Here is a 15,956-nt window from a genome sequence, read left to right on the forward strand (position 1 = left end):
TGACTTAATGCTAGTCATATTTCATTTGAACAGCCTTTATCTCGCTTTTGCCGGCGCCATTGCCTGAGACATTTACGCCCACTCTCGGCGCGCGGTCCCAGCGTGGCAGCCACGGCGCTTCAATCTGAACAGCACTGGTCAGGGAATCGATTTTCTGACCTTTTACGTCCCAGCGGAATTCGTAAAAGCGGCCGTAACGGCTTTTTAGGCTTAGCTTAATGTCTTTGAATTTATCCGGAATTTCCTGCGATTTGATTACTTCATGCTCGCCGTCTTTCAATTGCCACAGATCAATGTGATTGTCGCGCACGCCGTAGCCAATCGCGTTTTTTGCATCGCCATAGACAATGATGTTTTGCATCAAACCCTTCTGTGCGGTCACTTCGGTTGTAAATGTATAAGTGCCGTTTTTGATTGTCAGACCAATAAAATTACCGGTTTTAGTGTGGTTAGCATTATCAATTCTGAGCGCTCCGTTCTGGATTTCATAATTGGGCTTTGGAAAACTGACATCATAAACCCATGGCGCCCTGAGCGTATCATTGTTATAATTGATTGAAAAGTTGTGGTTGATCACCGCGCCAATTGCGATTGGCGCTTCGGCCTGTGCAGGCGTTGTTTTGCCATAGCGGAAAGCAGGCCATTTTGTGACTTCATCCCAAACCAGTTCGCTCAGCACACCTTGCCGGCCCGAAAATGTGAAATCGACCGCATTATAGGCGTGATGCAGGTAAAAATAGCGGTTATCTGCGGTCATAACCACAGTTCCGTGTCCGGGACATTTCCATGTTTCGTCACCGAAAAGTGCGGGGTTACCAGCGTATTTTGTCCAGGGCCCTTGCAGCTTTTCAGCGCGTGCAAAACCAACCTGATAATCGCAACTGGCGCCGCAGCAAGCATTTCCGGAGTAAAGCATATACCAATAATTCCCCCTTTTAAAAATCGATTGTCCTTCCGCGCCGCCCGATTCCCAGCCCGTCGCATCCGCTTTGATCAGGCTGAATTCTTTGCCGGTTACTTTCAGGCCATCCGGTGCGAGTTCGGCACCGAGAATTTCAATTCCACGGTCTTTATCTAGACCATATGCCTTCCAGGTGATGAATAATTTTCCTTCATCTTCAACCACAAATGCGTCAATTGCCTCTTTTGTCCATTCAATAATGACGCCGTGGTCTGTAAAGCCTTTTTTCAAATCCTTTGTGCTGGCCACGCCAATGAAAGACTGCTTGTCGGATTTACGGCGGGCAGTGTAATAACAATAAAAAGTGCCGTTGCGAAAATACGATTCAGGCGCCCAGTAACTGCCCATTGTCCAGTCCGGCAAGTCAGCAAAAACAGGCCCTACATATTCCCAGTCCACCAGATTTTTCGAGCTGTATATCGGATAAGCCGGTCCCCATTCCGAAGATGTGCCCGCAGCATAATAAGTGTCGCCCACCCGGATCACCGAAGGATCGGCAAAGTCACCTGCAATAACCGGATTGCGATATGTCACGACGAGACTTGGCGCTGGTTTTGGCTTTGGTCTTTGGGCAAAAGTGGAATTGATAGCGAATATTGTTATGGAGAGAAGGCAGGCTAAAAATCTCATAATGTAAAGGTTTAGGATAGTTTGCGAATGTTGCAAGTCGGTTTCAGGAGCACTAAGATCGGCTGTTTTTCTTTTTGAGCCAATTTCTGACAAGCTGCACGGCATAAAGCACTAGCAAACCGATGAAGATTACATTAAACACTTTCCCCACCATGTCGAATGCGCCCTGGTATTTATTTCCAAAATAATAAGCCACAAAAAACACAAGTGAAGACCAGATCAAGGTGCCTGCGAAGGTGTAAACCAGGAATTTGGAAAGTTTCATCCTGACCAGTCCGGCCGGAATAGATATGAAAGTTCTGAACGTGGGCACCATTCTTCCCCAAAACACGGCCGCAGTGGCATGCTTGTCGAAAAACCGGAGTGCTTTTTGATATGATTCGTCTGAAAGTCCGATCCAGATCCCTTTCCGGCTCACCCAGCTTTCCAGGCGGTCGTGCCCAACTTTACTCCCGACCCAATACCACAAACCTGCGCCCGCTAATGAGCCCAAAGTGGCCGAGAGGACGGCAAGAAAAGGATTTATTTCGCCCCTGCCCGCGGTAATGCCGGCAATGGACAGGATGATTTCTGAGGGCAGCGGCGGAAAAACATTTTCCAGAAGCATTAACAGAAAGATGGCAATGTAACTGGCTTGGTTAATAAATTCTTCAATCAGTGCAGTCATATTTTCAAAGTCTTGCCATCAGAAAAGGCTACACTCGTTTGCTGATCTTGTTCATTGTGACTTGTCTTTGCATGTTTGATTTGAAGCGTGTATCCTGAATTTCTGACAACTTCATGTGCTTGGTAACACGTCCCTGGACGCGTTTGCGCCACATTCTGAAACTGCTAGGCCTCATTTCTGTTCGCATGATTTTGATCACCTCCTGTTCATTTATCAAGAACTGCGCCTTGATCGCTTCAAAGGGCGTCCTGTCTTCCCAGGCCATTTCAACGATTCGGTCAACTTCTTCGGCTGTAATTCTTTTTCTTTTCCCAGCATATCATTAGGTGTCGTGTTGCTAAGGTAAGTCCAAATATGCATGCCACCAGCGTGCTGGGGAATTGCGTCTACTGTGTTAAGGCGTAGCATGTTTACAATGTCTTCAATATGAATTGCTTATTGTCAAATCCAGGCAATGTTACAGCAGTGCCGCTTCTGGAACATTGTTTTACTGCCGCCCGTCCAGAAATTTAATTATGCACGATTACGGGATCAGCACCGCATCATCATCGGCTGCGGGTTCGTCAACGTTGCACTTTCCATGTACTTAAATTAAAAGCGATGGCAACAATTAAAATTAATTCATCTGAATTCATCGATCGAGGCGTCATCAAGCCGCTTCCGACGGGTTCATCGTACATTAATGTAGGCTCCACTGAGCGGATTGCTTCCGCTGCGGCCGGTCTTGCGCTCATGTATTTCGGACTGCGGAAATTTTCGATGGCCGGTCTGCTGGTAGGCGCTGCGGGTGCTGCCTTACTCGAAAGAGGGACTTCGGGTTACTGCCCAGTGAACAATCTTATGCAAAGGGATTCTGCAAAACGGCCGGTCGATTCAACCGAAATCACCAAAAGCCTGACCATTAACAAGCCGAAAGCGGAGGTTTATCAATACTGGCGGAAGCTTGAAAACCTGCCCAAATTCATGCAGCATCTGGAATCGGTAAGTCAGACGGACGAAAGAAGGTCGCATTGGGTTGCGCCGGTTCCGGGCGGTGTCGGCAGGATTTCCTGGGATGCGGAAATTGTCGAAGACATTGAAAATGAAAAGCTCAGTTGGCGATCGGTTCCCAATGCAGCGGTTGACAATTCAGGAGAAGTCCTGTTCAAAGATGCGCCCGGTAATCAGGGACGGAGATTTATGTGATCATCAAATATCTGCCGCCAGCCGGTGCAATCGGCACCACCATTGCAAAGCTGTTCAATCCTGCATTTAAACAAATGGTGAAGGAAGATTTGCGCCGCTTTAAGAGGCTCATGGAAACGGGCGAAATTCCTGTAAGCGAAGCGCAGCCCTCGGGCAAGAAGCTGACATTTTACGATACTACTCACGATAAAATAGAGAAAGAATATGAAAGCCCTTTGTTATAACAGCGTAAAGGACCTGCGCGTGGAAAACGTGCCGGATCCTGAAATCATCAGCCCAAAGGACATGATCGTGCGCGTAACATTGTCCTCGGTATGCGGCTCGGACCTGCACATTATCAATGGTTTTATCCCGACTGTGAAAGCGGGAGATGTGCTCGGACATGAGTTTATGGGCGAGGTTGTGGAAATCGGCCGGGGATGTCAAAAAGTTTGTAAAGGGCGATCGGGTGGTGGTGGCTTCGGTCATTGCTTGCGGCGAATGTCATTATTGCAACGAGCAGGCTTTTTCGCTTTGTGATAATTCCAATCCCAATGCATACATCCCCGAGAAGTTGTACGGAGATACGATGGCCGGGATTTTTGGTTACACCCATGCTTTCGGGGGATATGCGGGAAGTCACGCACAATATATCCGGGTTCCTTTTGCGGACAATGGCGCGTTCAAAGTGCCGGAAGGGCTTGATGATGATTCGGTTATTTTTTGTTCGGATGCTTTTCCAACCGGTTACATGGCCGCAGATATGGCGAATATTAAACCGGGAAGTGTGGTGGCAGTTTGGGGAGCAGGCGGTGTAGGGCAAATGGCTATGCAAAGCGCCTGGCTGATGGGAGCAGAAAGAGTTATTGCGATCGATCGTGAGCCATACAGACTTAGGGTTGCCAAAGAAAAAAGCAAGGCTGAAACCCTCAATTTTATGGAAGTTGAAATTTTGGAAGCATTGAAAGATTTAACCGGAGGCCGCGGCCCTGACTGCTGTATTGATGCTGTGGGGATGGAATCGTCAGGGTCCGGCTTTGGTTATGCGTATGATAAAGCCAAACAATGGGCGCGAATTGAAAATGACCGCCCGCTCGTGTTGCGGGATGCGATAATGGCTTGTCGCAAAGGTGGCACGGTTTCCATTGTCGGTGTTTACAGCGGCTTCGCGGATAAGATTCCGATGGGTGCAGCAATGAACAAAGCGCTCACATTCAGAATGGGACAAATGCACGGCCCGAAATACATTCCAACCTTACTTGATCACGTTCAAAAAGGCGATGTTGATCCATCATTTTTGGTAACCCACAAAATGGGTCTGGATCAGGGGCAGCAAGGTTACGATATGTTCACAAAAAAAGAAGACAACTGCATGCGCGTGGTCTTCGATCCTCAAAAAAGCATGCAACCTGCGTAGAATAGCGAAGTAATGCTGAGTGAAACTGAAATGTCTTTTGGTTTCGCTCAGCATTATTTTAAGGACAGGATTGTGAAATGCTTTCACAAACAAGGATAGTCGCCGGCCCAAAGTTGGCAGTGCAATAGCCTATTACCACATTCGATTCCCTGGCCGTATCATAATAAAAGCGCATGTTAATCGTGGTGTCTCGTACTTGAACAGACTCAGGCAAATCCAGCATTGCTGCGATGTATTCAGGATTGGCGTCATCTCCGGAGTAATTTTTAGTCAAGGAAGTGGGCGAAAGAAATTCCACCAGATAAAGCGGTTCACTGGTTCCATTGCAATATTTTGTTAAAAATCTGGCCTGTCTGCATTGCGTTTCCGAGCGGGCTTCAACTTTCTTTTCGCAAGAGACAAATAGGCCAGCTGTAAACAGGAGCATATAAGTAAGGAGCTTAGTCACAAGATTTGAGTCACCATACTTCGGTTCCATATAGCATTTTACTTACTAAGACATTTAAGGAGGCATAAAGGTTGTATTAAATGCAATTTATTATATGATTAAGCCAAACCTGCTACAATTTGAATGATACTTAACTAGCCTAGTTACCTCTGTAAGTTGAATATCCGTAGGCGGAAAGTGTGATTGGGACGTGGTAATGTTTGTTGTCTTTGATTTCGAAGACAACTTCAATGAAAGGATAAAAGCTTTCGATGTTTTGGCTTTTGAAATAGTCTGCTGTCAGGTAAGTCAATTTGTAAATGCCTTCATTCGATTTTCCTGCACTAAGGAAGTCCGCAATCCGGCCGTTTGTATCAGTTACTTTTTCCTCGACAACTGACCACGTTTTTTTGTTCGAATCCATTTTTTCAAGTCGTATGGTGACGCCCGATGCCGGCACGCCTTTCGAAATATCAAGAATATGGCTTGATAACTGGAATGTCTTGGACTGCGCGAAGGCGAGTGTAGTGCTGAGTATCAAAGCCAGCGCAAGAACTAGGTTTTTCATCTTGTTTGAAGTTAGTTAAGTTGTGTAAATATGCCCGCTTCCTGAATGGCAGCGGATTTTGCAATTAAATCGTCATGCTCAGGACTTCCGCCGCCCGCGACGCCGATGGCGCCAATCAACTTTCCTTCAAACCAAAGGGGGCAGCCGCCGCCCAGCAGCAACAGTTCGGGAAGATTAGCCAGGTTTTCCGTGTCAGGATTTGTCCTGGCATTTCGTGATAAAGCCAGGGTAGGGGTTTTAGTTGAAACCGAAGTGTAAGCCTTTCTTCGGGATGCTTCCGTATTATGTGGCCCGACACTTTCCTGACGGCTGATGAGAATCACCTGGCCAGCCGCATCCAAAATAGTGATAGTGACTGATTTGCCTAAGTTGCTTGCGCAAACTCTTGCCTGCTTCGCAAGTGCAACCGCAGCGTCGAGCGTCAGCTGATAGGAAGGACTAAGATATGTTGTTGGCTGGGTAGGAACGTCCTTGCCAGGATTGACCGCTTGTGCAATCAACACAGTTGGAAACAGGTGAAGAAATATTAACAGTCTGATCTTCATTGCGTTTTTTTTACAAAACTACAAGTCGCATCTCCCGTAAGTGTTGCCCTATGTCAACGTTTTTATAACCTTGATTTTGCGCGGCTCAGGGTGGAAGGGGAAATTCCCAGATAGGAAGCGGCCATTTTGTTGGAGACGCGTAACAGGAAATTGGGCTGTGATTCGATAACCCACTTTACTTTTTCCAATGCATCAAATCCCTGAAATCCATAAATGCGTTTTTGGGCATTGACAAATCCCACTTCCAGGATTTCCCGATAAATGTGGCTGAATTCAGTCGTGGTGTCTACAAGCTGAAAAAAGTCCTTTCGCGAAATTGAAAGCAATTCACCTTTTTCAATGGCCTGCAAATACTCTAATGCAGGCTTTTGGTCAATAAAACTGGGAAGTGCAGTTGCAAACATGCCTTCAAACGCAAAATATCGGGATGTTTCAAGCCCTGCATTGTTCACTGTAAAAAGTCTGAGAGAGCCGGAATTGATAAAATAGTAAGTTCTGCAAACCTCATTATAATTGACCAAAATCTGTTTTCGAGAGACTTTTAATGGCTTAAAACAAGAAAGGATTTTTTGTAATTTCTCTTCATCAACACCATATTTCTGCAATAAATAAGACGCAAGGGGCTGATATGCGGCAGGTAACGACTGTATAAATTGCATGGTTTTTGGATGTTGTTAATAGAGGCGCCAAATATTTGTTCAGACACAAGCAACTGCTAAGTTATCAACTGTGTATGCATTTGTTGACGTCTACAACCTGGATGTTTAGAATCAGCTGACACAAAGTGCTTTCGCTCATCTTTGGCAGATCGAAACATTCACTTCATTAAGAACTGCATTTGATTTTGCTATCTGGACCGCATCTTTCAGGTTTTCCAGGGACTGCATGGCAGAAGTGAGTATGCAGGAACGGGAATTGGCCAATAATCCGTCCTACAATGCTCCTGGCAAGGTTTTAGTTGTTAAATCATAAACATTAAATGGAAAACGGACCAATATTATACGTCGGTGGAGATGAAGATGACAGATATCTCGTAACCGATGCACTATCAGAAATAGGATGCACCAGTAAGGTTGTCAACTTTGACAACGGTCAGGCATTAATTAATTATCTCAGCAGCAGTCAAGAACGTCCCTTTATCATACTTTGCGACCTGTATCTTCCTCAAATGACAGGTCTGGAACTGAAAGAAGTCATTAACAAAGATGATAAATTAAAAAGGCGTACGATCCCATTCATTTTTCTATCAGAATCAGTAAATCCCAAGGATGTGGATGATGCATATATGTCCCTTGTTCAGGGTTTTTATGTAAAATCTCCAACATTTGAAGGCTTAAAAGATCAGCTTTCCGCTATTTGTAATTATTGGGAAAGAGCCACATTGCCCAGAGAGAAAGTGTAGCGGATGGGTTGAAGCTTAATGTTGGCAACATAACAAAATGAATAACCGGGGCACCAATAAATGGTAGCCCCGGTTTGCTAACGCTGAGTAGAGAAGGGGTTTGTATATTTTAAGGCACTGGATTATAACCGGGCGCCTGCTGGCATGTCAAAACGGTTCTGGTTGTCTTTTGACTCCGTGCCCATCTTCGCTCCGTATCCGGCAGCAGCCACGCCAATTAGTAATCCCAGAAAACCAAAAATCGCTGCTTTCGACGCTGCAGAAGCGGCATCGTCGGCCATTTGTCTGGCTTTTGCTTCCGCTTCTTTTTTGGTTTGCTCCAATTTGACCTGTGCCTAATGTTAATATCTCTTTTGGAATCGGTCATTGATGGTTTCTACGCCGTCTTGAATTTCGTTTTCAGCCTTGTTTGCAAAATCTTTCAACTTGGATTCAGTGTTATCCGCTGCCGAGTCAAATGCGTCTTTCGCGTCATCTGCAACCTCACTTGCCTTATCCTTTGCGTTTTCCCACTGCTTTTCTAATTTATTGCCCTTCTTACCGGCCAGATCTTTGATTTTCTCACGCATGGCCTTGCCTGATTTCGGTGCCAGCAACACTGCAACGCACGCACCAATTGCAGCGCCGAGAAGCAAGCCTGTGATTAATCCCTGGTTGTGACTTTCCTGGCTGGTCAAGTCGAATTGTCCATACTTGGTTTTCATGATTTGTCTGTTTTGGTTGTTTAACAAAATTCCCAAATAGAAAAAGCATGCCATAAAATGTTGACTTAGTACGTCCGACGCTGTTGTAACTCATTGATTATGATGTTACTAGCGGACACTTAACTTGTGAGCTTTTACTGTTTGAAGTTGATGGTAAGGATGTTAGTACGCTAAGACGGTTAAGTGGAAGCGTGGGGAAACAAGCTAAAAATTTATTAAATTTTTTTAATAAGGGCTGTTACAAATTGCTTTTGATGGTTGACAACGGAGCCAAGTTTACTACTGTGGGATAATATGATCATCAAAAGAAACATCATAGTCAAATGAAAATAGCGTATTCGGAACCAGAATACCCGCCAGGTAAACTGATCCGGCGGAAGCAATCATGTTGACCTTTGCTGCACCAATTGCCGATGCCATCCACTTTACTCGGGATGACCAAGAAAACGCCCAATATTGGAGTGCGCAGGCGGAAAAGAAGAAATATCAAACAATTTTTAACTATAATATTACTATATGAGCTCAGCCCTCACAAACGACAGCATGACTCGCGCGGAACGAGCATTTCGGCAACACCTTTCGTTGTTTACTAACCAAGCTATGACTGCGGAAGCTTACGCAAATCTAATTACGGAGGACGTGGTACACGAATATCCATATGCACCTGCTCCCTTCGCTAATCGGGTACAAGGGCGCGACTCCGTAACGGCACACCTGTTGAACATCACCCGCCTTGCTTCCAACTGGCGCTTTACGGACTTCACTTTTTCAGCCAGCTCTGACCCTGATACAGTGTTTGTAGAATTCGAAGGCGGCGGCTTAGTAACGGGTGTACAGGTAAGACCTATCACCAGGTTTACAATGCCCGCCTGACTATGCGCGGCGAGCAAATTGCCCATTATCGCGAATATTTTAATCCAAGTCGGATCCTGGAAGCTTTCTTACCTAGTCGCTCTGAAGAAAAAACCGCTAAGGAGCATTCAATGTCAGACCGCCTAACCTATTTCCACCATGTTGGCATCACCGTGCGTAATCTGGAAGCTACGATTAACTGGTATGAGAAGCATCTTGGCTTTAAGCGGTTGACGGACTTTGGCTTTCCAGGAGCAAGCGTGGCCTTTATCGGACGTGGCGATCTCAGGCTTCGAGTTCTTTCAGATTGAGAACGCCAGGCCGATGGAGGACGGGCGGAAAGAAGCAGAATCAAACCTAAGCTATGGAGGAATCAATCACTTCGCAATTTTTGTGAATGACCTTGACGGCATTCTTATGGATTTAAAAGCCAAGGGAGTTGAGCAAGCATTCACACTCAACGTCGTACCTGATGGGAGCGGGGACCGCTATACTTTCATTAGAGACAATGAAGACATGCTTATCGAGTTGTATCAGCCAGGCGCTGAGTCTAGTCTAAGGCTATATTCGCCAATTGACCCGATTTAAATTAGAGGGTGCTTGCTATATAGTTTATAGGGGCCTTTGCTGTTTATAAGCAAGCGGGGTCTGCCCCATTTGACGCCGAAAGAATTTGCCAAAAGCTGACGTATCGCTGAAGCCCAATTCTTCGGCGACCTGTGTAATACTGCGATCAGTCTGCCAGAGCAGGTGGCGGGCTTCACGTAGCAACTGGATGTCAATCCATTCCCCTGCCGTTTTGCCTGTGGCTTCTTTCAAGGTCTCGCTTAAATATTTACTGGTAACACAAAGCAAACTAGCATAATCGGTTACTCGGTGACACTGCGAGTCAGGCTGTGCTAGGAGTTGCTGGAAACGGCTCACCAGCTCAACTTGGCGGGGCAGAGCTTCTGGAAGCGGCATGCGCTGCTCATAACTGTCGGCGGCTAAGAACAGTAGGATGGCGACGTAGCTGCGGACAATGTCAGCTTGGTGTTTGCTCGGCTGCGCCAGGGTTTGCCGGACCCGTTCGAGCAGTTGACCCACCTGAGCGGCCTCGGACGCTGATAAAGGCAGTACGTGTGTGGCTTGGGCATGAAAGAAGGCGAATTGCCTTAGCCGCGTCGAATCGGTGTAAGGCGCAGAGAAAAAGGTTTCGGTAAAAAACAGAGCTTCGGTGTAGTAGTCAGCCGACTGCTGCTGCCATTGACGCAGCACCTCAGGACCTAAAAGAATAAGTGAGCCGGGAGCTACGCGGTAGTAATCCCGGTTTACTTTTAACTCCACGCTACCCGCCCGGCACAGGCCAAGGGCATAGAAAGTCGTGTGATAAGGGACATTGGTTAATTTTCGTCCTGGTGGACTCACCATCAGGTGGTAGTCCTCCGAAGGCAGCGCCTGAGACGGAAGTCCCTTCGCTAGTTCGGGAGTGGCAACCTTGGGAATTGCGTCACGCATGAGGTGGAATGAGGTGATACCGCTATTAATTCGGTTTAAAAAAATATAAAACTTGTTTAGTGTGTCCAGTTACCATGCCACTTCTCTCAAACAAGATATTGCAAGAGAAAGAAAAAGGACTTGGCTTTTCTAGCTACAGTCCTTGATTTTCAAGTGGGCCCACCTGGAATCGAACCAGGCACCTACTGATTATGAGTCAGTTGCTCTAACCGAATGAGCTATAGGCCCTTAAATTATGTCCGTTGCTTAAACAACCGGCAAATGCTTGGAAGGCACTTACCCTTTTAATTCCTTGCAACGAAGCGCAAAATTAGTCAATAGCGGCAAATCTCCAAATGATAATGACAAGATTAAGTTCTTTTGTCCGTTGCTTGTTTATTACTTTTGCCAAAAAATCAAGCTTTGAATAAAAGGAAAATCATAAACGATCCCGTCTACGGGTTCATCTCCATCTCCTCCGATTTACTATATGATCTGGTCGAACATCCTTATTTCCAACGCCTGAGACGCATTAAGCAGCTTGGTTTGGCGGATGTTGTTTACCCAGGTGCATTGCATACGCGCTTCCATCACGCCTTGGGTGCCATGCATTTAATGAGCCTGGCATTGAAGGTTTTACAGGAAAAAGGACACGCAATATCTGACCAGGAAGCGGAGGCCGCGCAGGCTGCCATTTTGCTGCACGATCTCGGCCACGGACCATTCTCACACGTTTTAGAAAGTGTGTTACTCGAACATGTTGCGCATGAATCCATCACACTCGTGTTGATGAAAGCCGTGAACAAGCAGCTTTCGGGCAGGCTTGATATGGCCATTCAAATGTTTGAAGGCACATATAAAAGGAAGTTTTTTCATCAAATGGTTTCCAGCCAGCTCGATATGGACCGGATGGATTATCTGAACCGCGACAGCTTTTATACGGGTGCTGTAGAAAGGTGCAATCGGCGCGGACCGATTGATCAAAATGCTGGATGTGGTTGATGACCAGTTGGTTGTTGAAGAAAAAGGATTGCTTAGCATAGAAAATTTCCTGCACGCGAGACGGTTAATGTATTGGCAGGTGTATTTGCATAAAACCTTGCTGAGCGCACAGGCTATGCTGACGCAGATTCTATACCGGGCAAGGGAGTTGACGCAAAATGGGACTCAATTGTTTGCTACGCCTGATTTTGCCAAGTTTTTGGATAATAATTTCACGCTGGAGGACTTCGATATTCACAACGATCTGCTGGAATCATTCAACGGTTTGGACGATAACGACGTATGGGCTTCTGTGAAGGGCTGGCGAACACACAGCGATCCGGTCTTGTCGAACCTTTGCACCATGTTGTTAAACAGGAATTTATTCAAGATCACTTTCTATGATGCTCCGCCGGATGAAACGCTCCTCAATGACTTTCGCAAACAGCTTACTGAGTTGGGAATTACGGCTGATCAGATGAAATATTTCCTGATTGAGGGCGAAACCGCAAACTGGGCATATGCGAAGGAATTGGACCCGATTCGCGTAAAAATGAAGAATGAAACGCTGCTCTGATATTGCAGATGCATCCGATATCCCCACTATAAAGGCACTGACTAAGATTGTGCGCAAGTACTATGTATGTTGGGCTAAAAATGTATCTTTGCGTGGTTAGTCAGGATCATAATTAGAAATAGCCTTTTTAAAAATCCATAGTTAGTACTCGAAAATCGTTACCCGAAATTAGCCGAAAATATATGAAATTTACTGTCAGCGAGATTGCTCAAATGCTTGATGGAAACATTGTTGGAAATGAAAAAATTACAATTGATTCGGCTGCTAAGATAGAAGAAGGGCGTCCGGGGTGCATTTCGTTTTTGGCCAACAGCAAATACGAATCCTACATTTACACTACACAATCCTCGGCCGTAATAGTTAATAAGGACTTTGTTCCGAAAAAAGAAGTTGCCGCTACACTTATATATGTGGAGAACGCGTACACCGCATTTACAATCCTCCTCGAAGAATATCAAAAACGCCTTGCAAACGCTAAATCAGGCGTTGAACAACCCAGTTTTATCGGAGAAAACAGTCAGGTCGGTGAAAATTGCTATCGCGGCGCTTTCTCCTATATTGGTAAAAACTGCGTGCTTGGAAACGGCGTAAAAATTTATCCAAACACTTATCTCGGAGACAACATCGAGATCGGTGATAATTCTGTGATCCATCCGGGCGTAAGGATTTATGACAACACGATTATTGGTAAAAACTGTGTTGTCTTTGCTAATACGGTCATTGGAAGCGATGGTTTTGGATTTGCACCGCAGGCAGACGGGACTTATAAAACCATCCCGCAGCTCGGTAATGTGATCCTTGAAGATGAAGTGAGCATAGGCGCAAACTCTACAATTGACTGTGCCACAATGGGTTCTACGATTATCAGGAAAGGTGTCAAAATAGATAACCTTGTGCAAATCGCGCATAATGTAGAGATTGGAAAAAGATACCGTAATTGCAGCGCAATCGGGCATCTCAGGATCCACAACGATTGGAGAGCAATGCATCGTTGCAGGGCAGGTTGGCATTGTTGGACATATTACCATTGCCAACAGAACCAAAATAGGAGCCCAAAGCGGGTTAGGAAAATCAATCAAAAAAGAAGGACTCTCTTTATCTGGCTCGCCAGCAAGGGATTTGAACGAACATTTACGGTCAATGGCCCTCGTAAGAAGGCTTCCGGAAATGGAAGAGAGACTCAAAGATCTTGAAAACAAGCATGAAACATCTGATTTTCAAGGTCGATAGCACAACGCGCCTTTAAGAAGAAAAGGAAAGTATCATAATGAACGAAAAACAACAAACCATTTCCAAGTCTGTATCCGTAACAGGAGTGGGTTTACATACGGGTGTAGTGGCGACCATGACATTTGTGCCAGCGCCTGCCAATCACGGATACAAATTTCAACGAATTGATCTACCCAATCAGCCAATTGTAGACGCAGATGTTGACAATGTTGTCGACTTATCCCGCGGAACAACCATCGAACAAAACGGAGCGAGGATCCATACTGTGGAACACACGCTTGCTGCACTGGTTGGTTTACAAATCGATAACGTGCTTATCCAGCTTGACGGCCCTGAACCGCCGATTATGGACGGAAGCTCCATCAAATTTGTAGACGCGCTGCTCGATGCGGGCATTGAAGAACAAAATGCATACAGGAATTATTTCGAAGTTCCTGAGTATGTGCATTATATGAATAAAGAAACCGATACGGAACTTGTAGCATTGCCGCTTTCTGATTACAGGCTTACGGTGATGGTTGATTACAATTCAACGGTTATCAGCAGCCAGCATGCGTCTCTGAATGACATTACTTTGTTCAAAGATGATATCGCAGAATGCCGGACTTTTGTATTCTTACACGAACTTGAAGCGTTATACGGACAAAACCTGATTAAAGGCGGCGACCTTACCAATGCAATTGTTATTGTTGACAGAGAAGTTCAGGACGGAGAATTAGACCATCTTTCGCAGCTTTTGAGCAAACCAAAAGTGAGCGTTAATAAGTCAAAAGGCATATTAAACAATGTCGACCTGCATTATCCAAACGAAATGGCGCGGCATAAGCTGCTTGACCTGATCGGGGATCTTGCATTGGTAGGCCGTCCGATTAAGGCGCAGATTTTGGCCGCTCGTCCGGGACACGCTGCTAACGTTGCATTAGCCAAGAAAATCAAAAAGCTTATTAAATCGGGTAAAGGTGACATTCCACAATACGATCCCAACAAAGCGCCCGTTTTTGACATTAACCAGATCGGAGAGTTGCTCGCACATCGCTATCCTTTCCAAATGATCGATAAAATCATTGCATTGGACGAAAACAGCGTTGTGGGCGTTAAGAATGTCACGATTAACGAACAATTTTTCCTTGGTCACTTTCCTGGAAACCCGGTAATGCCCGGCGTTTTACAATTGGAAGCCATGGCGCAGACGGGTGGAATCTTGGTTCTGACCAGCGTTCCGGACCCAGATAATTACTGGCCGTATCTGATCGGAATTGATGCTTGTCGTTTCCGCCGTAATGTTTTCCCTGGGGACACGGTAATTTTTAAATGTGAATTTACGTCTCCAATGAAACGGGGAATCGTAAAAATGAGTGGCCGGGGATACGTAGCCGGACAGTTGGTGTGTGAAGCGGACATGATAGCAAGCCTGGTAAAGAAAAAATGACTCAATCATTAGCATATATTCATCCTGACGCTAAGATCGCTCAGAATGTGGAAATTGAACCATTCGCAATGATACATTCCGATGTAGAAATTGGCGAGGGCACATGGATAGGATCACACGCTGTTATTAATTCAGGCGCAAGAATCGGTAAAAACTGCCGTATTTTTCCTGGGGCAGTAATTGCTTCCACGCCGCAAGATCTCAAATATAACAACGAGTATACATTCACTATCATCGGTGATAACACGACAATCCGCGAGTACGCGACGATTAGCCGCGGAACCGAGGAACATTGGAAAACGGTGGTCGGCTCAGACTGTCTGATCATGGCTTATGCGCACGTAGCGCATGATTGCAGGGTAGGCAACAGCTGCATTATCGGGAACAATGTACAAATGGCCGGTCACGTACATGTAGGCGACTGGGCGATTGTAAGCGCATTAAGTGCTGTGCATCAGTTTGTTAAAATCGGTTCGCATGCATTTGTTTCGGGGGCAACATTGGTTCGTAAAGACGTGCCGCCATTTACAAAAGCTGCCCGTGAGCCGATTTCCTATGCCGGGATCAACTCCGTAGGACTGAGAAGACGTGGTTACAGCAACGAGAAGATCAACGAAATTCAAAATATTTACCGCTACATCTACATGCGCGGCCTGAACAATGCCGAGGCTTTGCAAAAGATAGAGCTTGAATTGCCGCCATCCAACGAGCGCGATGTGGTTATTAACTTCATCCGCAATTCAGAAAGAGGGATTATGAAAAGCCCTTTTCAAACAAATGGCACAACGGAGACCGAAGCTCAGCAGTAGAAACTTCCGAAACACGCTCAAAAATATTACATCAAGCCCGGGATTTATCCCGGGCTTTTTTACGGTTTGTCCTTACCGTTAAATCATAATTTCCCCTTAAAATAACCGACAGCGACC

The 15,956-nt window shown here is 45.7% G+C and carries 21 protein-coding genes, 1 tRNA gene and 1 pseudogene; 12 read left to right on the forward strand and 11 right to left on the reverse strand.

Annotated elements, in window-relative coordinates:
• Positions 1-10: 10 nt before the first annotated feature.
• From AC0IYG_RS10750 to AC0IYG_RS10760, 3 genes are read right to left on the reverse strand one after another with little or no spacing between them, the layout of a single operon-like run.
• Positions 11-1,591, reverse strand: coding sequence for a glycoside hydrolase family 43 protein (locus tag AC0IYG_RS10750; protein WP_471711084.1), 1,581 nt, complete (start codon positions 1,589-1,591; stop codon positions 11-13).
• Positions 1,592-1,643: 52 nt separating this feature from the next.
• On the reverse strand, positions 1,644-2,258 hold the full coding sequence (locus AC0IYG_RS10755; protein WP_471711085.1) for a DedA family protein: 615 nt from the start codon (positions 2,256-2,258) through the stop codon (positions 1,644-1,646).
• 28 nt (positions 2,259-2,286) lie between these two features.
• Positions 2,287-2,556 carry a TIGR03643 family protein gene (locus AC0IYG_RS10760; RefSeq protein WP_471711356.1) on the reverse strand — a complete coding sequence of 90 codons (270 nt, stop codon included), beginning with the start codon at positions 2,554-2,556 and terminating at the stop codon, positions 2,287-2,289.
• Positions 2,557-2,858: 302 nt separating this feature from the next.
• On the opposite strand from AC0IYG_RS10760, the gene AC0IYG_RS10765 reads away from it, so the two are divergent.
• Genes AC0IYG_RS10765 through AC0IYG_RS10780 form a run of 4 tightly spaced genes read left to right on the forward strand, consistent with a single transcriptional unit; the run spans position 2,859 to position 4,839 of the window.
• Positions 2,859-3,443 (forward strand): YgaP-like transmembrane domain, encoded by a 585-nt coding sequence (locus AC0IYG_RS10765; RefSeq protein WP_471711086.1) that lies wholly within the window; start codon positions 2,859-2,861, stop codon positions 3,441-3,443.
• On the forward strand, positions 3,440-3,667 hold the full coding sequence (locus AC0IYG_RS10770; RefSeq protein WP_471711087.1) for an SRPBCC family protein: 228 nt from the start codon (positions 3,440-3,442) through the stop codon (positions 3,665-3,667). The genes AC0IYG_RS10765 and AC0IYG_RS10770 overlap by 4 nt, the downstream gene beginning before the upstream one ends.
• Complete coding sequence (locus tag AC0IYG_RS10775) at positions 3,648-3,962, forward strand: alcohol dehydrogenase catalytic domain-containing protein (RefSeq protein ID WP_471711088.1); 315 nt, start codon at positions 3,648-3,650, stop codon at positions 3,960-3,962. Before AC0IYG_RS10770 ends, AC0IYG_RS10775 begins: the two co-directional genes overlap by 20 nt.
• Complete coding sequence (locus AC0IYG_RS10780) at positions 3,898-4,839, forward strand: zinc-binding dehydrogenase (protein ID WP_471711089.1); 942 nt, start codon at positions 3,898-3,900, stop codon at positions 4,837-4,839. The genes AC0IYG_RS10775 and AC0IYG_RS10780 overlap by 65 nt, the downstream gene beginning before the upstream one ends.
• A 58-nt stretch (positions 4,840-4,897) precedes the next feature.
• On the opposite strand, the gene AC0IYG_RS10785 is transcribed toward AC0IYG_RS10780, so the two are convergent.
• The 4 genes from AC0IYG_RS10785 to AC0IYG_RS10800 all read right to left on the reverse strand — a co-directional run bounded on the left by AC0IYG_RS10785 (position 4,898) and on the right by AC0IYG_RS10800 (position 7,038).
• Positions 4,898-5,266 carry a hypothetical protein gene (locus AC0IYG_RS10785; protein WP_471711090.1) on the reverse strand — a complete coding sequence of 123 codons (369 nt, stop codon included), beginning with the start codon at positions 5,264-5,266 and terminating at the stop codon, positions 4,898-4,900.
• A 160-nt stretch (positions 5,267-5,426) separates the two neighbouring features.
• A complete protein-coding gene (uraH, locus tag AC0IYG_RS10790; protein ID WP_471711091.1) occupies positions 5,427-5,834 on the reverse strand; it encodes a hydroxyisourate hydrolase in 408 nt (135 codons plus the stop codon).
• 11 nt (positions 5,835-5,845) lie between these two features.
• Positions 5,846-6,379, reverse strand: a complete 534-nt coding sequence (locus AC0IYG_RS10795) for a GlcG/HbpS family heme-binding protein (protein ID WP_471711092.1) — start codon at positions 6,377-6,379, stop codon at positions 5,846-5,848.
• Positions 6,380-6,441: 62 nt separating this feature from the next.
• A complete protein-coding gene (locus AC0IYG_RS10800) occupies positions 6,442-7,038 on the reverse strand; it encodes a Crp/Fnr family transcriptional regulator (RefSeq protein ID WP_471711093.1) in 597 nt (198 codons plus the stop codon).
• Between the two features lie 320 nt (positions 7,039-7,358).
• Between AC0IYG_RS10800 and AC0IYG_RS10805 the strand changes: the two genes are divergently transcribed.
• Positions 7,359-7,781 (forward strand): response regulator, encoded by a 423-nt coding sequence (locus tag AC0IYG_RS10805; RefSeq protein ID WP_471711094.1) that lies wholly within the window; start codon positions 7,359-7,361, stop codon positions 7,779-7,781.
• A gap of 122 nt (positions 7,782-7,903) precedes the next feature.
• Here the strand turns inward: AC0IYG_RS10805 and AC0IYG_RS10810 are convergent, their stop codons facing one another.
• Together AC0IYG_RS10810 and AC0IYG_RS10815 are read right to left on the reverse strand one after the other, a co-directional pair.
• Complete coding sequence (locus AC0IYG_RS10810; RefSeq protein WP_471711095.1) at positions 7,904-8,104, reverse strand: hypothetical protein; 201 nt, start codon at positions 8,102-8,104, stop codon at positions 7,904-7,906.
• Positions 8,105-8,122: 18 nt separating this feature from the next.
• Positions 8,123-8,485 (reverse strand): YtxH domain-containing protein, encoded by a 363-nt coding sequence (locus AC0IYG_RS10815; protein ID WP_471711096.1) that lies wholly within the window; start codon positions 8,483-8,485, stop codon positions 8,123-8,125.
• 600 nt (positions 8,486-9,085) lie between these two features.
• Between AC0IYG_RS10815 and AC0IYG_RS10820 the strand changes: the two genes are divergently transcribed.
• Positions 9,086-9,358 (forward strand): nuclear transport factor 2 family protein, encoded by a 273-nt coding sequence (locus AC0IYG_RS10820; RefSeq protein ID WP_471711097.1) that lies wholly within the window; start codon positions 9,086-9,088, stop codon positions 9,356-9,358.
• Positions 9,359-9,360: 2 nt separating this feature from the next.
• Positions 9,361-9,648, forward strand: a complete 288-nt coding sequence (locus AC0IYG_RS10825) for a VOC family protein (protein WP_471711098.1) — start codon at positions 9,361-9,363, stop codon at positions 9,646-9,648.
• A 301-nt stretch (positions 9,649-9,949) separates the two neighbouring features.
• Here the strand turns inward: AC0IYG_RS10825 and AC0IYG_RS10830 are convergent, their stop codons facing one another.
• Together AC0IYG_RS10830 and AC0IYG_RS10835 are read right to left on the reverse strand one after the other, a co-directional pair.
• Positions 9,950-10,834 (reverse strand): helix-turn-helix domain-containing protein, encoded by an 885-nt coding sequence (locus AC0IYG_RS10830; RefSeq protein ID WP_471711099.1) that lies wholly within the window; start codon positions 10,832-10,834, stop codon positions 9,950-9,952.
• A gap of 154 nt (positions 10,835-10,988) precedes the next feature.
• A tRNA-Ile gene (locus AC0IYG_RS10835) sits at positions 10,989-11,062 on the reverse strand.
• Positions 11,063-11,236: 174 nt separating this feature from the next.
• Here AC0IYG_RS10835 and AC0IYG_RS10840 point away from each other — a divergent pair.
• The 5 genes and pseudogenes from AC0IYG_RS10840 to lpxA all read left to right on the forward strand — a co-directional run bounded on the left by AC0IYG_RS10840 (position 11,237) and on the right by lpxA (position 15,839).
• Positions 11,237-11,815 (forward strand): HD domain-containing protein, encoded by a 579-nt coding sequence (locus AC0IYG_RS10840; protein WP_471711100.1) that lies wholly within the window; start codon positions 11,237-11,239, stop codon positions 11,813-11,815.
• Positions 11,799-12,371 carry a hypothetical protein gene (locus tag AC0IYG_RS10845; RefSeq protein WP_471711357.1) on the forward strand — a complete coding sequence of 191 codons (573 nt, stop codon included), beginning with the start codon at positions 11,799-11,801 and terminating at the stop codon, positions 12,369-12,371. The genes AC0IYG_RS10840 and AC0IYG_RS10845 overlap by 17 nt, the downstream gene beginning before the upstream one ends.
• A gap of 182 nt (positions 12,372-12,553) precedes the next feature.
• A pseudogene (lpxD, locus tag AC0IYG_RS10850) lies at positions 12,554-13,601 on the forward strand (UDP-3-O-(3-hydroxymyristoyl)glucosamine N-acyltransferase).
• A 37-nt stretch (positions 13,602-13,638) separates the two neighbouring features.
• Complete coding sequence (locus tag AC0IYG_RS10855; RefSeq protein WP_471711101.1) at positions 13,639-15,030, forward strand: bifunctional UDP-3-O-[3-hydroxymyristoyl] N-acetylglucosamine deacetylase/3-hydroxyacyl-ACP dehydratase; 1,392 nt, start codon at positions 13,639-13,641, stop codon at positions 15,028-15,030.
• On the forward strand, positions 15,027-15,839 hold the full coding sequence (lpxA, locus tag AC0IYG_RS10860) for an acyl-ACP--UDP-N-acetylglucosamine O-acyltransferase (RefSeq protein ID WP_471711102.1): 813 nt from the start codon (positions 15,027-15,029) through the stop codon (positions 15,837-15,839). Before AC0IYG_RS10855 ends, lpxA begins: the two co-directional genes overlap by 4 nt.
• Positions 15,840-15,956: the final 117 nt, after the last annotated feature.

Source organism: Dyadobacter sp. AC419 (assembly GCF_979253085.1).

What these genes read in the sequence shown, in the direction of transcription:
- AC0IYG_RS10855 (WP_471711101.1), top strand. Translation starts at nt 13,639, where the DNA reads ATGAACGAAAAACAACAAACCATTTCCAAGTCTGTATCCGTAACAGGA.
- AC0IYG_RS10830 (WP_471711099.1), bottom strand. Translation starts at nt 10,834, where the DNA reads ATGCGTGACGCAATTCCCAAGGTTGCCACTCCCGAACTAGCGAAGGGA.
- AC0IYG_RS10825 (WP_471711098.1), top strand. Translation starts at nt 9,361, where the DNA reads ATGCGCGGCGAGCAAATTGCCCATTATCGCGAATATTTTAATCCAAGT.
- AC0IYG_RS10755 (WP_471711085.1), bottom strand. Translation starts at nt 2,258, where the DNA reads ATGACTGCACTGATTGAAGAATTTATTAACCAAGCCAGTTACATTGCC.
- AC0IYG_RS10800 (WP_471711093.1), bottom strand. Translation starts at nt 7,038, where the DNA reads ATGCAATTTATACAGTCGTTACCTGCCGCATATCAGCCCCTTGCGTCT.
- AC0IYG_RS10815 (WP_471711096.1), bottom strand. Translation starts at nt 8,485, where the DNA reads ATGAAAACCAAGTATGGACAATTCGACTTGACCAGCCAGGAAAGTCAC.
- AC0IYG_RS10750 (WP_471711084.1), bottom strand. Translation starts at nt 1,591, where the DNA reads ATGAGATTTTTAGCCTGCCTTCTCTCCATAACAATATTCGCTATCAAT.
- AC0IYG_RS10820 (WP_471711097.1), top strand. Translation starts at nt 9,086, where the DNA reads ATGACTGCGGAAGCTTACGCAAATCTAATTACGGAGGACGTGGTACAC.
- AC0IYG_RS10785 (WP_471711090.1), bottom strand. Translation starts at nt 5,266, where the DNA reads ATGCTCCTGTTTACAGCTGGCCTATTTGTCTCTTGCGAAAAGAAAGTT.
- lpxA (WP_471711102.1), top strand. Translation starts at nt 15,027, where the DNA reads ATGACTCAATCATTAGCATATATTCATCCTGACGCTAAGATCGCTCAG.
- AC0IYG_RS10795 (WP_471711092.1), bottom strand. Translation starts at nt 6,379, where the DNA reads ATGAAGATCAGACTGTTAATATTTCTTCACCTGTTTCCAACTGTGTTG.
- AC0IYG_RS10765 (WP_471711086.1), top strand. Translation starts at nt 2,859, where the DNA reads ATGGCAACAATTAAAATTAATTCATCTGAATTCATCGATCGAGGCGTC.
- AC0IYG_RS10845 (WP_471711357.1), top strand. Translation starts at nt 11,799, where the DNA reads ATGCTGGATGTGGTTGATGACCAGTTGGTTGTTGAAGAAAAAGGATTG.
- uraH (WP_471711091.1), bottom strand. Translation starts at nt 5,834, where the DNA reads ATGAAAAACCTAGTTCTTGCGCTGGCTTTGATACTCAGCACTACACTC.
- AC0IYG_RS10805 (WP_471711094.1), top strand. Translation starts at nt 7,359, where the DNA reads ATGGAAAACGGACCAATATTATACGTCGGTGGAGATGAAGATGACAGA.
- AC0IYG_RS10775 (WP_471711088.1), top strand. Translation starts at nt 3,648, where the DNA reads ATGAAAGCCCTTTGTTATAACAGCGTAAAGGACCTGCGCGTGGAAAAC.